Consider the following 14,471-nt stretch of genomic DNA (forward strand, 5'->3'; position numbering starts at 1 on the left):
TGCGCAAGGAGGGTCAGGGGGCAACGATCGCGGTCAGGCCGTTGTTGCGGGCCGCCCGGGCCAGGCGGCCGTCGCGCCGGATGTCGGAGACGAACTGGTCCAGGCGAGCGAGCCACCGGGTGTCGGCCGGACTGGTCGCGTAGCCGTAGGGAAGCACATGGAACGGCTTGGGCGGCGCGATCAGCCGGGCCCAGTCGGAGCTGTCGAGCAGCCTGCGGCTGTAGGGGTAGTCGGTCATGAACACGTCCACGCGCCCCGCCATGAGTTCTTTTTCCCGGCTCTGGGGTGGCTCGATGGGCACGAGGCGCGCATGCCTGAGCGTCTCGCGCATCACGGGCTCCATGAAGGTGCCGCGCTGCACGGCGACCTGCACGCCAGGCTGGTCGATGTCCGCCCAGGATTGCACGGTCTGATTGCTCTTGGTGGTCACACCGTAGATGTCGCTGCTCAGATACGGCTGCGTGAAGCGCAGCTGCTTTTGGCGCTGGGCAAGAATGCCCACGGCGAACATGGCGACATCGCAGCGCGACTCCAGCAGGTCAGGTATCAGCCTGGGAAAGGAGGAGTCCACATACTGCAACCTCACACCCAGGTCCTTGGCCAGCTCCACCGAGAGCTCCGCATCGATGCCCGTCAGCCTGCCTGTGCGCGCGTCACGGAACGTGATGCCGTAGTAGTCTGGCCATATGCACACGCGCAGGGCATCCGTGGCGGCAATCCGGTCCAGCACCTCGCCTGCCTCGGCGCAACCGGACCATTGCACAAGACACAGCAGCAATCCGGCTGCGGCTGCCAGACGGGCCAGCACGCGCCGCTGAGGCGGTGCGCCGAAACAGGTCGATGATGGACGCATGGCGGGCTTTCAGGGTGTGTCGATCAGTTCGGTGAAGGACGGAGCCTGCCGGGTCAGCGCCAGGCGCAGCGCATCGAGCTCTTCGATGTTGTCCATGAAAGCGTCGACGATTCCGGGATCCAGGGCCTTGCCCCGTTCCGCCGCGATCATCTCCAGGGCCTGCTCCAGCCCGAACGCCGGCCGGTACACCCGGTCCATGGTGAGCGCGTCGAAGATATCGACGATGGACGTGATACGAGCCGACAGCGGGATTTCTTCGCCTGCCAATCCCTGCGGGTAGCCCTTGCCGTCGAAGCGTTCGTGGTGGCTTGCGGCGATCTCGGCGGCCATCTGGAACACGGGGATGCGTGACTGGCCCAGCAGGCGTGCGCCGATCTCGGCATGCCGGTTCATGACGAGGCGCTCCTCCGGTCCCAGCGGGCCCTCCTTCTTGAGGATGGTGTCCGGAATGCCGACCTTGCCTATGTCATGCATCGGGGCCGCCTTGCGCAGCAGGCTGGCGAATTCGATGCGGCAGCCCAGGCGCAGGGCCAGGGCCTCCGACAGGTAGCCGATGCGGACGATGTGCGAGCCGGTATCGTCATCCTTGAGCTCTGCGGCCATGGCCAGGCGCAGCAGGGTCTCGTGGTGGGCACGTGTCACTTCCTTGAGAAGATCGTTGCGCTCGCGGTACATGCGGCCGAAGTCCTGGATGAGCAGCTCCATCTGCTCCACGGCTGCAGGATCGAAACGTCGCGATGGCTCCCTCGGGGTGCCGGACTGGTACTGGGCCATCAGTCGATCCTCTGCAGGCTTTCGATCGTCTCCAGCAGCTTCAAGGTGCTGAAGGGCTTGACCAGGTATTCGTCGGCTCCGGCGAGGATGCCCGCCTTGCGGTCTTCGGCGCTGCCCCGGGCCGTCAGCAGGATGACCAGCGTATGCAGCAGCTCGTAGGAGCTCTTGATGCGGCTGCAAACCTCCAGGCCATTGATGGTGCCCGGCATCATGATGTCGAGCAGGACGATGTCGGGCCTGAGCCTCTGGGCCATCGTCCAGGCTTCATCGCCGTCACAAGCCTCTACGACTTCGAAGTCACGGAGTTCCAGCGTCATGCGCAGCAGCTTGCGGATGTCTGCATGGTCTTCGACGATGAGTATTTTTTGCATGGGGAGATCTTTCATGCCGAAACGGAAATTTGATCCGACATGTGAATCATAAATATCAATTTCATCAAATTTTATTGAAATTTTCTATCAGATCCACGCCGGGCAAGGTGCTCCGGTGGGCGCGACCCATGCACGATCGCGACAAGTCGCAGGCAGGCAAAACGCTTGGGGGGGCAGAAGGCGCAACTGAGCCGCCAGCCGGGCAGGTGGCAGCCCTGAGGCAGGTTCGTCCCAGACCTGCCGCTGCGCCTGTGCGCAGGGCCCGTTCCTAGGCCTCGTCCTTCCACAGTGCATCGAGATCGGTGAAGCCCCATTTCGCAGGGTCTTCCCGGCTGACGATCTTCTCCGTGCACCCAGGCCGGGCCAGGTCAACGGTCTCCGGTGCCATCCGCATGCCGCTGGCCGTGGAATAGAACACCTTGACCTGCGGACAGGTCAGGGACTGGCGGCCCGGGTCGATGACCACACCCAGCCTGCCCGTGGTCAGCCGCACCAGGGAGCCCACCGGATAGATGCCTATGCTTTTGACGAAGGCCTGGAAAACGGTCTTGTCGAAGTGGCCGGCACTCCATTCGGCCATCTTGTGCACCGCCTCCGCAGGATCCCAGCCGCGCTTGTAGGGGCGGTCCGAGGTGATGGCGTCGTAGACATCGCAGACCGCGCCCATCTTCGCGAACAGGCTGATGTCCTCGCCGCGCAGCCTGTGGGGGTAGCCCGTGCCATCCACCTTCTCGTGGTGGTGAAGGCAGACGTCCAGCACGACCGGGTCATCGACGCCACCGGCCTTGAGCAACTCCAGGCCTCGCGCCGGATGCTCACGCATCTCGATGAACTCCTGGTCCGTCAGGCGCCCCGGCTTGTTCAGGATGGAGGTGGCGACAGCCATCTTTCCGATATCGTGCAGCAGGCCCGCATAGCCCGCCTCGCGCACCTGCTGCGGTGGCAGGTCGAGTTGGCGTGCCAGCACGATCATCAGGGCGCAGACCGCCACCGAGTGCATGTAGGTGTAGTCGTCGCTGGTCTTGAGCCTGGCGATGCTGACCATGGCGCTCGGATTGCGGATGATCGAATCGGACACCTCGGCGACCACGTAGCGGGCCTCGTCCTGGTTGATCTCCCTGCCCATGCGCACCTCGCGGAACATGGCGGTGATCGCCTGCCTGGACTGGTGGCAGATGCGGGCGGCCCGCTTCACCTCCTCGTCGAAGGCAACGGGCCGCAGCTCGCACTCCAGCTCGGCCAGCTGCGAGATCTCGGACAGTTGGGCGTCGATCACGGTGTCCACCTGCTCGCGGGTGAAAGACGGCCCGCCTTGCGCAACATCCAGGCCCTTGGCGGTATCGATCCACACTTCCTGGATGGGGGACTGCAGGATCCTCGCCAGGTCGGCAGGGTCTTCCAGCTTGAAGCGGCTGCGCCAGAACGGGTGTTCCATCCAGCTGCCGCAGAGGCTTTCCAGAAACATGCCCAGCCGCAACTGGCGCACGCTGATGCGCTTGATCATGAACTCGGACCCCACAACGGCTCACATGTATGCACCATCTTGCCGCCTTTTGCCTGCTTCGGTACGAATCCAGGTCAGAAGGCTGCCCATTCCTCATCCTTGACCTGCGGCTGCGCACGGGCAGGCGACAGGCGTGGCGGCCTGGAGGGCTGCACTTGCCTGGGGGCCGTGGCCTGGGCCGTCGCGGCGCGCAGCCCGCCAGGCTGGCTTGCGCCATGCTCGGGATGCATCTTGAAGGTGGAGACGATCTGCGCCAAAGCTGCGGCCTGCTGCTCCAGGCTGCCTGCAGCGGCCGAGCTTTGCTCGACCAGCGCCGCATTCTGCTGCGTCATCTGGTCGAGCTGGCTCACCGCCTCGCCGACCTGACGGATGCCCACCGCCTGCTCGGCCGATGCGCTGGAGATCTCGCTGATCATGGTGTCCACGCTGCGTACCTGCTCCACGATGCGGCCCATCTGCTCGCCGGCCCGCGTGGCCACCTCGGTGCCCTGCTCGACCTTTTGCAGGTTGGCGCCGATCAGCTCCTTGATCTCTTTGGCCGCCGTGCCCGAGCGCTGGGCCAGCGCGCGCACCTCGCTGGCGACCACGGCGAAGCCCCGGCCCTGCTCGCCGGCCCGCGCGGCCTCCACGGCTGCGTTGAGCGCCAGGATATTGGTCTGGAAGGCAATGGAGTCGATGACGTTCGTGATCTCGGCAATCTTGCGTGAGGCCTCCGAGATGTCCTGCATGGTATGCACCACCAGGGCCACGGACTTGCCCCCTTCGACAGCGGAGGCCGAGGCGGCCGAGGCCACCTTGTTGGCCTGCTGGGCCGTGTCTGCATTCGTGCGCACCGTGGCCGTGAGTTCCTCCATCGAGGCAGCCGTTTCCTCAAGGTTGCTGGCCTGCTGCTCGGTGCGCTGGCTCAGGTCCAGGCTGCCAGAGGCGATCTCGCTCGATCCCGTGGCAATGGAGTCGCTGCTCTGGCGTACACGGCCCATGATTTCACGCAGCTTGTCGTTCATGCTGCTCATGGCGGAGAGCAACTGGGCTGGCTCGTCCCTGCCCTGTACCACGATGGTGGCCGTGAGGTCGCCGTGCGCCACGGTGTCCACCACCGAGACCGCCATGCGCAGGGGCTCGGTGATCGAGCGCGTGATCGCCCAGGCCAGCACGGCGCCCAAGACCACTGCCAGGGCGGCCAGGCCGCCGAGCAGGTACAGCGCCAGGTGGTAGTCCTTCTCGGCCTGCTCGGTGGCCTTGCGCCCGCCTTCCTGGTTCAGCGCAATGTCCTGGCCGATGACGTCCATGAGCTGGGCGAATGCCTGAGCGGTCGCTCCCGTGGCCAGGGCGCGCGCCTGGGCCGCCTGCTCGGGCCCCCCACTGGACAGCTCCACCATCTTGCGGTCAGCGGCGCGGGCCGCGTTCCACAGCACCAGCATCCTTTCATACAGCTGCCGCTCCTCGGGCGAGGACACCAGCTTTTCATAGACGGCCAGCTCCGACTCCAGGGTTTTTTGGGCCTGCAGCAGCAGGTCCTCCTGGGCGCGCTTCCTTTGCGCGTCCTCCTCGATCACGTGGCGAAGACCTGCGCGGCGGGCTTCGTTGGCCTTAGCCCGGATCGAGGCAAGCACATTGGTGGAGGGCAGCCAGTTGGTGCCCAGGTCGCTGGCATTGAACTGGACCCGGGCGATCTGCAGGGAGCCGATGGCCGCCACCGTGCTCAACAAGAGCAAAAGCAGGGTAAAGGCAACGATGAGCCGTGTGCGGATGGACAGAAGGCGGAGGAACATGGTGGGGGGGCTCCTGAGATGTGGTTGGTAATTTTGATCAATATGATTTATTTGATAATTTACCAAGCTTGCGCTCATCTTGAGTGATTGAATTTATCAATTTATTTTCACTGGGCCATTGCTCCGGGATGCGCTGCGCCCGAGCCACCCCGCAGTCCTCTACCTCTCTGGATGAGCCTTCGCCACAGTGCCGCAGCGCTTGGTGACGCGTTCCGGCTGGCTCGCGCGGCGAGGCATCAAACCCACCAAAAATGTAACAACCGGTTGTGCTGTTCTTTGCTCTCTGTTAAATTTTTATCAAATTCATCAAATAAATTTGATTGGAGTGATAAAGATGCCGCATGCACTGAAGACCGACACCACCAAGCAATGGCTCTCCTTCCGCGTGGACGATGAGGAGTTCGGCATCGACCTGCTGCAAGTGCAGGAGATCCGGTCCTACGAGTCGCCCATGCGCATTGCCAACGGCCCTGCCTACTTCAACGGCGTGCTGGAACTGCGCGGAGAGGTCATTCCCGTCATCGATCTGCGGCTCAGGCTGGGGCTTGCGCCCAAGCCGTACGACGCCTGCACCGTGACCATCATGCTGCGCCTGCCTGGCGGAGTGACGGGCATGGTGGTGGAGGGGGTCACCGACGTGGTGACGCTCATGCCGCAGGACCTGCGTGCCGTGCCCGCCATGGGCGGGGGTCTGGTCAATGACTGCCTGCTGGCCATGGGCGTGCTCGAGAAGCGTTCGCTGCTGCTCATCGATGCCGACAAGCTCCTGGCGACGGCCACGGCAGCCCTGCCGGACTGCGCTGCGAGCTGAGCAATGTGCTCCGACACGCCCCCTTTCCCCGCCCGTACACCGCAATTTGCCCATCCCACTGGAGACGCGTCATGAATCCTCGCTTCTGGACTGTCAAGACCAAACTTTCCGCGGCCTTCACTTGCCTGGCGCTTCTCACCATGGTGGTGTCCCTGCTGGCCCTTCAGGCGTTGAGCGAGGCAAATCTGAATCTTGTCCGCTTTGTCGAAGGCATCAACGCCCGTGCACACCTGGCAGAGAGGGTTCGCACAGCCGTGGACCGCCGGGCGATCGCGGCGCGCAACTTGGTGCTGGTGACCTCGCCTGCAGACCTGGCGGCGGAGAAGGATGCCGTGACCTCCGCGCACACCGACGTCAACACCTCGCTGGCCGAACTCCAGGCCAAAATGGCTTCAAAGGATGTTGCGGCCGATGCACGCGATCTGGTTGCCAAAATTGCGGGCGTGGAGCAACGGTATGGACCGGTCGCTACCGACATCGTGGCGCTGGCTCTGCAAAACCAGAAGGAGGCAGCGATCCGCAAGATGAACGAAGAGTGCCGGCCCTTGTTGGCGCAGCTGATCGAGGCCACCCGCCAGTACAGTGAACTGACCCGCCTGCGTTCACAGCAGATGATCGAGGAGGCCGCGCAGGCCTACGCGCACCGCAGAAACATACTGATCGCCGCCAGCGTCATGGCCTTTGTCCTGGCCGTGCTGATGGGGCAACTGATAGCACGCGGCCTGACGCGCGCCCTGGGTGCGGAGCCGGCACAACTGGGCGACGTTGCGCAACAGATTGCCCAGGGCAATCTCAGCCCTGAATTGCTTCGCCACCAAGCCCCTGAAGGCAGCGTCCAGGCATCGCTCAATGCCATGCTCAAGAGTCTGGTCTCTGTCGTCCATGAAGTTCGCAACAATGCCGACGGGGTCGCTGGAGGCAGCACGGAAATCGCCAATGGCAATGCCGACTTGAGCCAGCGCACCGAACAGCAGGCCAGTGCCTTGCAGGAGACCGCAGCGTCGATGGAGCAGCTGTCGACCACCGTCAAGCAAAACGCGGACAACGCCAGGCAGGTCAATCAACTCGCCTTGGGAGCAAGCCAGGTGGCCACCAAGGGCGGCGGCTCCGTGCAGGAGTTCGTCAATGCGATGCAGGACATCAGCGAAAGCTCGCGCCAGATCGGCGAAATCGTGGGCGTGATCGACGGCATCGCGTTCCAGACCAACATCCTGGCGCTCAACGCCGCGGTCGAGGCGGCCCGCGCAGGCGAGCAGGGCAAAGGCTTTGCCGTGGTGGCCGGTGAGGTGCGCAACCTGGCGCAGCGCAGCGCGCAGGCAGCCCGGGAAATCAAGCAGCTCATCGCCACCAGTGCCACACGCGTCAAACAGGGTACCGAGTTGGCTGACCAAGCCGGAGCCACCATGGCGGAAGTGCTGCATTCCATCCAGCGCGTGACAGATCTCATGGGTGAGATCAGCAGTGCCAGTGATGAGCAAAGCGCGGGGGTAGCGCAGGTCGGCAAGGCCGTCAGCCAGATGGACCAGGTAACGCAGCAAAATGCGGCGCTGGTGGAGGAAAGTGCGGCGGCAGCGGCCAGCCTCAGAACGCAGGCACAGCAGCTGGTGCAGGCCGTGTCGATCTTCCAGCTGGGAGGCCATGCGGCCCAGCTTTCCTCAACCCCGCCGCTCCCGCAACCGACGGTGCGGGCGCGCAAGCCGGCACCCGCGACAGCGGCACTCCCCGCACGCCAGGCTGCCCGCGCCGTGCAGCCCGTGCAGACCGTGCACAAGCAAGCGCAGGAGCAGGACGACTGGGTGTCGTTCTGATCAACCTCCCCCTTGCGTGCGGCCCTGGCACTCGTCAGACCGCATCGCGGCACACCGGGATACGGGGCCACGGCCATGCAGGGGCTGCCAGGAGACGCAAGGCCCAAGCCCCAGGGCCCGCGCAAGTTCTGATATTTTCAACGCTGTTCCTGCGCAGGCAGCCCCCGGCTTTCGACACCCCCATTTCATGATTTCAAACCTCATTCCGTTGAACCCACAGCAACTGGACGCCGCCATCGTTGATCTCGACGGCACCATGGTCAACACCCTGGGCGACTTCGCCGAAGCCCTCAACCGCATGCTGGCGGACCTGCAACTGCCGGCCATCGCCCCGCAGGCCATAGAGAACATGGTGGGCAAGGGCTCGGAGCACCTGATCCGATCGGTGCTGGCCCATGTGGGCGCGGCCGACGTGGACGCCGCCTATGACCAGGCCTGGACACGCTACGAACACCACTACCTGCAGCTCAACGGCCAGTTCGCCGAGGTCTATCCGGGCGTGCTCGAAGGCCTGCAGGCCCTGCGCGCGCGCGGCCTGCGGCTGGCCTGCCTGACCAACAAGCCGCTGTCCTTCGCCCGGCCGCTGCTCGAGCAAAAAGGCCTGGCACCGCTGTTCGAGCAGGTCTTCGGCGGCGATTCCTTCGAGCGCAAGAAGCCCGACCCGCTGCCCCTGCTCAAGACCTGCGAGGCCCTGGGCACATCCCCGGCACGCACACTGATGCTGGGCGACTCCAGCAACGACGCCCAGGCCGCGCGCGCCGCGGGCTGCCCCGTGGTGCTGGTCAGCTACGGCTACAACCATGGCCAGCCCGTGCGCCAGGTCGATGCCGACGGCTTTGTCGATGCGCTGACCGAACTGGCCTGATTCGCACAGTTCCAGGTTTTTTGGAAAAAGAATGGGATTTGGCGATGGTTAACGCACTTTGACGGTGCGATTTATGTTTTTGCTAGAGTCGTCTGCTTTGCCATCCTGGCCGCGATCCGGCCACAGACAAGGAGGAAGCACACCACATGCACGGACTGCACCTGACCGCTGATCTCTACCAATGCCAGGGCGACGCGCGCCACATGCTCGACGCCGACGCCATCGCCGCCCTGTGCCGCGCACAGACCGCGCAGGCCGGCCTGACCCTGGTGGAGGACCGCTGGGTCAAGTTCCCGGACTACCAGGGCCAGCCCGGCGGCGTCACCGGCACCGTGCTGCTGGCCGAATCGCATCTGGCCATACACACCTGGCCCGAGACCGGCTGCGTCACCGTCGATGTCTACGTCTGCAATTTCTCCGCCGACAACTCGGGCAAGGCCCGTGCGCTGATGGAGGGCGTGATCGCCGCCTACGCGCCGGGCCGCGTCGTGCGCCAGCACCTGATGCGCGGCGACATCGGCCTGGGCGCCCAGGCCACGGCGGCGGCCGATGAAGGCGATTGGGCGCTGGAGGCGCTCACGCCCCATGCGCGCTTTGGCTGGCGCGCCACGCGGCGCGAAACCGTGCAGACGCCCCATCAGGAACTGGAGCTGCTGCACACGCCGCAGTTCGGCAAGGTGCTGCGCCTGGACGGCCGCTTCATGACCTCCGAACGCGAGGAATTCTTCTACCACGAGGCCCTGGTCCACCCCGCGGCCCTGGCCCACCCGGCGCCGCGCAAGGCGCTGATCCTGGGCGGCGGCGATGGCGGCGCGGCCGAGGAGCTGCTCAAGCACCCGTCCATGGAGCAGGTGGTGGTGGCCGAGCTGGACGAGGCCGTGGTCCAGGCCGCACGCACGCACCTGCAGCAGGTGCACCGGGGCGTGTTCGATGACCCGCGCCTGCAGCTGCGCATAGGCGACGGCATGGCCATGGTGGAGCACACCGAGGAGCGCTTCGACCTCGCGCTCATGGACCTCACCGACCCCGACACGCCTGCCAGCGCGCTGTACTCCGACCAGGCCCTGGCGCGCATGAAGCGCGTGCTGGCGCCGGGCGGCGCACTGGTGCTGCACCTGGGCAGCCCCGTCTTCCATGGCGAGCAGGTGGCGCGGCTGGTGGCCAGCCTGCGCGAGCGCTTTGCCATCGTGCGCTGCTACGGCCTCTACATCCCCCTGTACGGCGCCTACTGGGGCCTGGCCGTGGCCTCCGACACGCTGGACGCGGCGGCGCTGCCCCCCGCCCAGCTGCGCCAGCGCCTGGCCGAGCGCCGCCTGCCCGACCTGCGCTACTACAACGCCGAAGTGCACCCCGCACTGTTCGCGCTGCCCAACTATTACCGCGACCTGGTGCAGCCCGCGCCCCTGGCGGCGCTGCCCCCGCGCGCGGTCCGCGTCGCCTGAGCCCGGCCCGTTCTGGCAACGGGCCGAGCCCGGCCCGCTGCGGGGGCAACTGCGCGCCCGGCAGGGCAAATTTGACACAGTGCTGCAATCTGGTGGCAAGTCTGCTGTAATGAAAAACGGCGGGAAGGCCCGTGCGCCCGCCATTTTTCCGGCTTCCTGGTAAGTATTCCGGGATATTGCGTGCTTGCAAAAACCATATCAACAGATAAAGCGCCAGACGCCCTGTATCAAAATGACTGCTTCCCTTTCAAAAACAAGAATATCCGCGTCCAAATACCACGATGATTCCTTGCTGCGGCTTTGGAATTGGGCTTTGTTGGCGGGGCTGGTATTGAGCTTTCCCTTGAGCTTCGTATTGCCGCAAAGCCTGAGCTGGGAAAATGGATTCCTGGAGAATATCCAGGCCGTGACCCTGCTGCTGGGCATGGTGGCGGCCCTGGTTGCGGCGCGGCGGCAAAAGGGCTCCTTTGCAGCGCCACTGTGGTGGATCGCCTCCCTGTTCTGGCTGGCCTTTCTGGGGCGTGAACTGGCCTGGGGCGCGGCTTTCCTGCCCAGCCTGGAGGCTGGCAAGTGGGGGCCGGTGATCAGCTCCCAGGTGCTGTGGTACCGGCCCGCCGTCAAATGGGTGGTGGGTGCCATGCTGCTGCTGTGCTGCTATTGGTTTGTGCGCCACGGTGTCTGGAACAAGGTCATCAAGCGCCTGGTGCGCGAGAAGGCGCTGCCGATATTCAGCCTGGCGATATTTGTCGCGGCCATGGTGATATCCACCAATGCGGAAGGTCATGGCTTCATTGTCCTGCAGCAATGGTTTGATTATCAGGTGATCGTGCTGGAGGAGCTGGTGGAGACCTTTGGCTATATGGCGCTGTGGCTGGCACAGTGGGCGCTGGTCAGGTATGTTGCTGGCTGGCAGGAAGATATTTGAGTCAATATTGATCAAACCGGCCGCCTGCATATTCCCGGTGTAATGGGGCAGATTCAGGGGCCGGTAAGTCGCCAGTAAGACGCAATCGGGGAGCATGGCCGTTTTCCCCGCAGGTTTGCCGCTCTCGCGGCGGACCGACGGAGCCTGAAACGACAGAACGTGCCATCGCAATGCAAGCCTCCATCTACCAGGACGTGATAGGTATCCAGGCGGCGGGCCAGGCGTATTCCCTGGGTTCGCGCTTCCAAGAATGCAGCCAGCACCGTGCAGTGCGGCTGGAGACGATCTTCGAGCTGGTCATCCTCAAGTTCCGCGAGGACCTGCTGCAGGCGCTGGCCGAGGAGCCGCCAGGCCCTGCGCGCCACCTGCGCGCCTACGTGCGCTGCGTCTGCGAGCATGCCCTGTCCCGCCAGCGCGGCCAGAAGACGGCCGCACAGTTGCTGACCCGCGCAAGATTCCAGAACATATGGTTTGATTTCGTGGACGCGGCCTGCGCCGACGATCTGGTGTCCGAGGACATTGCCCTGCAATGCCGCGCCATGGTCGAGGACCTGTGGGTCATCCATGTGCTGGTCGAGCCCATGGCGCCGCAGCGCATCACCGGGATCAGGGAGCATTTGCTGTCCCTGTGCGGCAACGACGGAAACCATGAATCGCATCGCATTAATTGAGGACCATGCCAGGCTGGCCACGCTGGTCAGCCGCTCGCTGGCCAACTCCGGCATAGAGACTGACGTCTTCCACCAGATCTCCACGGCCTGGCTGGCCCTGCAGGACATCGACTACGGCGTGATCGTCATCGACCGCGGCCTGCCCGATGGCGACGGCCTGCAACTGGTGCAGCGCCTGCGCGCCGCAGGCCGCTCCACGCCCTGCCTGATGCTCACGGCCCGTGACGCGCTCAGCGACCGCGTGGGCGGCCTGGAAGCCGGGGCCGACGACTACCTGACCAAGCCCTTTCCCATGGAAGAACTGATTGCCCGCGTGCGCGCCCTGCTGCGCCGCCCGGCCCTGGTGCAGGAGCTGGCGCCGCAGCTGGGCGACATCAGCATCAGCCCGCAGCAGGCCTGCATGCACTGCGCGGGCTCGGCCATCGCGCTGCCGCCGGCGGAGCTGCAGATCATGCTCAGCCTGGTGCGCAAGGCCGGCGCCACGGTGCGCCGCTCCACGCTGGAGGCGGCGGCCTGGGGCATGAGCAGCGTGGTCACGCCCAACGCCCTCGATGTGGCCCTGCACCGGCTGCGCCGCAAGCTGGCCGCGGCCGGCTCGTGCATGGAAATCGTCAACATCCGGGGTCAGGGCTATGCGCTTCGCGAACCTTTGCTGGCCCGGTAGCCTGCGCTCGCGGCTGCTGGCCGTCTATGGGTTGAGCATGGTGTTCAGCGCGCTGCTGGTCGGCGCGCTGGTGATCCTCGTCGCCAAGCCCTTCGACAGCTACGCGCTGCAGCGCGGCATGGGGCATGCGGCCGAGAAGCTGGCCGAGTGGGTGAGCTTCGATGCCAAGGGCGTGCCCCAGGGGTTCAGCGAGCGTGAACTCAAGGCCTGGATGCTGACCAGCCTGGGCGAGGAAATGCAGCTGCGCATCACCGACGCCCGTGGCCGCGTGGTCTTCGCCCCCAATGGCGAAATGCAGCCGCTGACGCAGACCGGCCAGGGCTTCGACCCCGAGCTCAAGGCCTTTGCCTACGAGCGCGGCGGCGTGGTCATGCGCGCGGGTACGGCCACGCTGGTCCACGACGGCACGACGTGGCACGTGCAGATAGCCGTCAGCGACCGCATGGTGGACTGGCTGCGCGAATCGGTGGGTCTGCCCGCGCTGTGGCGGGGCATGGTGGCCATCGGCGTGGTTTTCCTGGTGGTGTTCCTGTTCTCCACGCACCGCACGCTGCAGCGCATGCTCAGGCCGCTGGGCGTGGCCGCGCAGGATGCCCAGCGCATCACCCCGCAGACGCTGGGCACGCGCCTGCAGCCCAAGGATCTGCCGCGCGAGTTCGCGCCTCTGGTCGAGGCCTTCAACCACGTGCTGGACCGGCTGCAGGCCGGCTTCAGGAACCAGCAGGAATTCCTGTCCATGGCCGCGCATGAGCTCAAGACGCCGCTGGCCCTGATGCGCGTGCAAATCGAACTGGAGCCCGAGGACCGGCGCAGCCCCGAGCTGCTCAAGGACGTGGACCACATGGCGCGCCAGGTCCAGCAGCTGCTGCACCTGGCCGAGGTCTGCGAACACCAGCGCTACCGCATGGAAGACATTGCGCCGGCCGACATCATTGGCGAGGTCTGCGACTTCATGGCCCGCGCCTCCGAAAAATGCGGCGTGCACATCCACTGCGAGGTCAAGGACGGCTCGCCTGCCTGGCGTGCCGACCGGGGCGCGCTCTTCGTGCTGCTCAAGAACCTGATCGAGAACGCCGTGCAGCACAGCCCGCAGGGCGCCACCGTCACCGTGAAGGCCTGCGGGCTGGGCTTTTCGGTGCTGGACCAGGGCCGTGGCGTGCCGCCCGAGGACCTGCCGCGCATCTTCGAGCGCTTTTGGCGCAGCAGCGAGCGGCGCGACCTGGGCGCAGGCCTGGGCCTGCCCATCTGCCTGGAGATTGCGCGCGCCCATGGCTGGACGCTCACGGCCCTGCCCGGTGCCACGGGGCTGGAGATCCAGGCGCGCTTTGCCGGGCCCGTGCAGGAGCCCGCGCAGCCGTTCAACCGCCCAGCAATGCCTTCTTGAGCTGATCGTCGGCCGGGTGCGGGCCCAGCCAGATGCCCAGCAGCGCCTGGAAGAACTCGGGCTCCTGGAAGGGCGCGCCCTGGGCCTGGCCCTTGACGAAGACCTGGGCACCCTGGCCCGGCACCCAGTCCACCGAGAAGTTCTCGCCCGGCAGCAGCTTCTTGTGCTGCGTGAAGATGTCACTCATGCGCAGCACGCCGGGCACCAGGCGCGAGAAGCGCGCGCGCTCCATGTTGTCCTCGATGCCGCGCGCGAACAGCTTGCCCAGCTCGGCCGAATCGATCTCGCGCAGCATGGTCACGCTCACGCGCTTGGGGCCGGGCAGGGCCGCGATCTCCTGCAGGCTGGCGGCCGGCTTTTCCAGGTACAACCCCGCCGTGTAGACCTTGAAGATGGCCTTGTAGCGAATGCCCGCGCCATTGAGCTGCAGCGTCTGGCCACCCACCCCCGCCTGGGCGGGATAGGCCACGCCCGCTACGTTGCGCGGCGGCTCCTGGGCAGTGGCGGCCAGCGGCATCGCCAGCGCCATGGCCAGGGCGGCTGTCTTCATCCAGCGGGGCAAGGCGGTCATGGTGTCTCCTGCGGGGGGCGGGCTGTGGCCCGGTTGCGGTTTGTTACGTCCGGGCG

General features: G+C 65.6%; 14 protein-coding genes. 8 read left to right on the forward strand and 6 right to left on the reverse strand.

Going from position 1 to position 14,471, the window contains the following annotated elements:
• Nucleotides 1-13: 13 nt before the first annotated feature.
• The 5 genes from LGR64_RS21385 to LGR64_RS21405 all read right to left on the reverse strand — a co-directional run bounded on the left by LGR64_RS21385 (nt 14) and on the right by LGR64_RS21405 (nt 5,274).
• Nucleotides 14-853, reverse strand: coding sequence for a substrate-binding periplasmic protein (locus LGR64_RS21385; RefSeq protein ID WP_141830984.1), 840 nt, complete (start codon nt 851-853; stop codon nt 14-16).
• A gap of 9 nt (nt 854-862) precedes the next feature.
• Complete coding sequence (locus LGR64_RS21390) at nt 863-1,627, reverse strand: HD-GYP domain-containing protein (RefSeq protein WP_230356914.1); 765 nt, start codon at nt 1,625-1,627, stop codon at nt 863-865.
• A complete protein-coding gene (locus LGR64_RS21395) occupies nt 1,627-1,998 on the reverse strand; it encodes a response regulator transcription factor (RefSeq protein WP_034389607.1) in 372 nt (123 codons plus the stop codon). The genes LGR64_RS21390 and LGR64_RS21395 overlap by 1 nt, the downstream gene beginning before the upstream one ends.
• A 268-nt stretch (nt 1,999-2,266) precedes the next feature.
• Nucleotides 2,267-3,502, reverse strand: coding sequence for an HD-GYP domain-containing protein (locus LGR64_RS21400; protein ID WP_230356916.1), 1,236 nt, complete (start codon nt 3,500-3,502; stop codon nt 2,267-2,269).
• Between the two features lie 74 nt (nt 3,503-3,576).
• On the reverse strand, nt 3,577-5,274 hold the full coding sequence (locus tag LGR64_RS21405; RefSeq protein WP_230356918.1) for a methyl-accepting chemotaxis protein: 1,698 nt from the start codon (nt 5,272-5,274) through the stop codon (nt 3,577-3,579).
• A 334-nt stretch (nt 5,275-5,608) separates the two neighbouring features.
• Between LGR64_RS21405 and LGR64_RS21410 the strand changes: the two genes are divergently transcribed.
• The 8 genes from LGR64_RS21410 (at nt 5,609) to LGR64_RS21445 (ending at nt 13,844) form a co-directional block, all read left to right on the forward strand.
• Nucleotides 5,609-6,085 carry a chemotaxis protein CheW gene (locus tag LGR64_RS21410; protein ID WP_034389613.1) on the forward strand — a complete coding sequence of 159 codons (477 nt, stop codon included), beginning with the start codon at nt 5,609-5,611 and terminating at the stop codon, nt 6,083-6,085.
• Between the two features lie 71 nt (nt 6,086-6,156).
• On the forward strand, nt 6,157-7,893 hold the full coding sequence (locus LGR64_RS21415) for a methyl-accepting chemotaxis protein (RefSeq protein ID WP_230356920.1): 1,737 nt from the start codon (nt 6,157-6,159) through the stop codon (nt 7,891-7,893).
• A gap of 187 nt (nt 7,894-8,080) precedes the next feature.
• A complete protein-coding gene (locus LGR64_RS21420; protein ID WP_088165721.1) occupies nt 8,081-8,758 on the forward strand; it encodes a phosphoglycolate phosphatase in 678 nt (225 codons plus the stop codon).
• Between the two features lie 146 nt (nt 8,759-8,904).
• On the forward strand, nt 8,905-10,200 hold the full coding sequence (speE, locus tag LGR64_RS21425) for a polyamine aminopropyltransferase (protein WP_230356922.1): 1,296 nt from the start codon (nt 8,905-8,907) through the stop codon (nt 10,198-10,200).
• 232 nt (nt 10,201-10,432) lie between these two features.
• Complete coding sequence (locus LGR64_RS21430; protein ID WP_047219816.1) at nt 10,433-11,125, forward strand: hypothetical protein; 693 nt, start codon at nt 10,433-10,435, stop codon at nt 11,123-11,125.
• Between the two features lie 170 nt (nt 11,126-11,295).
• A complete protein-coding gene (locus LGR64_RS21435) occupies nt 11,296-11,796 on the forward strand; it encodes a hypothetical protein (protein ID WP_043820125.1) in 501 nt (166 codons plus the stop codon).
• Nucleotides 11,774-12,460 (forward strand): response regulator transcription factor, encoded by a 687-nt coding sequence (locus LGR64_RS21440; protein ID WP_013804692.1) that lies wholly within the window; start codon nt 11,774-11,776, stop codon nt 12,458-12,460. Before LGR64_RS21435 ends, LGR64_RS21440 begins: the two co-directional genes overlap by 23 nt.
• Nucleotides 12,429-13,844 carry a sensor histidine kinase gene (locus LGR64_RS21445; protein ID WP_013804691.1) on the forward strand — a complete coding sequence of 472 codons (1,416 nt, stop codon included), beginning with the start codon at nt 12,429-12,431 and terminating at the stop codon, nt 13,842-13,844. Before LGR64_RS21440 ends, LGR64_RS21445 begins: the two co-directional genes overlap by 32 nt.
• Here the strand turns inward: LGR64_RS21445 and LGR64_RS21450 are convergent.
• The gene (locus tag LGR64_RS21450; RefSeq protein WP_230356924.1) at nt 13,819-14,415 is read right to left on the reverse strand and encodes a chalcone isomerase family protein; all 597 of its coding nucleotides are present in this window, start codon (nt 14,413-14,415) and stop codon (nt 13,819-13,821) included. The genes LGR64_RS21445 and LGR64_RS21450 overlap by 26 nt on opposite strands.
• Nucleotides 14,416-14,471: the final 56 nt, after the last annotated feature.

It is taken from the genome of Delftia sp. Lp-1, from assembly GCF_020523835.1.
Classification (GTDB): domain Bacteria; phylum Pseudomonadota; class Gammaproteobacteria; order Burkholderiales; family Burkholderiaceae_C; genus Comamonas; species Comamonas acidovorans.

Excerpts from the sequence above, each read along its gene's own strand:
- LGR64_RS21385 (WP_141830984.1), bottom strand. The coding sequence starts at position 853 with ATGCGTCCATCATCGACCTGTTTCGGCGCACCGCCTCAGCGGCGCGTG.
- LGR64_RS21390 (WP_230356914.1), bottom strand. The coding sequence starts at position 1,627 with ATGGCCCAGTACCAGTCCGGCACCCCGAGGGAGCCATCGCGACGTTTC.
- LGR64_RS21395 (WP_034389607.1), bottom strand. The coding sequence starts at position 1,998 with ATGCAAAAAATACTCATCGTCGAAGACCATGCAGACATCCGCAAGCTG.
- LGR64_RS21400 (WP_230356916.1), bottom strand. The coding sequence starts at position 3,502 with ATGATCAAGCGCATCAGCGTGCGCCAGTTGCGGCTGGGCATGTTTCTG.
- LGR64_RS21405 (WP_230356918.1), bottom strand. The coding sequence starts at position 5,274 with ATGTTCCTCCGCCTTCTGTCCATCCGCACACGGCTCATCGTTGCCTTT.
- LGR64_RS21410 (WP_034389613.1), top strand. The coding sequence starts at position 5,609 with ATGCCGCATGCACTGAAGACCGACACCACCAAGCAATGGCTCTCCTTC.
- LGR64_RS21415 (WP_230356920.1), top strand. The coding sequence starts at position 6,157 with ATGAATCCTCGCTTCTGGACTGTCAAGACCAAACTTTCCGCGGCCTTC.
- LGR64_RS21420 (WP_088165721.1), top strand. The coding sequence starts at position 8,081 with ATGATTTCAAACCTCATTCCGTTGAACCCACAGCAACTGGACGCCGCC.
- speE (WP_230356922.1), top strand. The coding sequence starts at position 8,905 with ATGCACGGACTGCACCTGACCGCTGATCTCTACCAATGCCAGGGCGAC.
- LGR64_RS21430 (WP_047219816.1), top strand. The coding sequence starts at position 10,433 with ATGACTGCTTCCCTTTCAAAAACAAGAATATCCGCGTCCAAATACCAC.
- LGR64_RS21435 (WP_043820125.1), top strand. The coding sequence starts at position 11,296 with ATGCAAGCCTCCATCTACCAGGACGTGATAGGTATCCAGGCGGCGGGC.
- LGR64_RS21440 (WP_013804692.1), top strand. The coding sequence starts at position 11,774 with ATGAATCGCATCGCATTAATTGAGGACCATGCCAGGCTGGCCACGCTG.
- LGR64_RS21445 (WP_013804691.1), top strand. The coding sequence starts at position 12,429 with ATGCGCTTCGCGAACCTTTGCTGGCCCGGTAGCCTGCGCTCGCGGCTG.
- LGR64_RS21450 (WP_230356924.1), bottom strand. The coding sequence starts at position 14,415 with ATGACCGCCTTGCCCCGCTGGATGAAGACAGCCGCCCTGGCCATGGCG.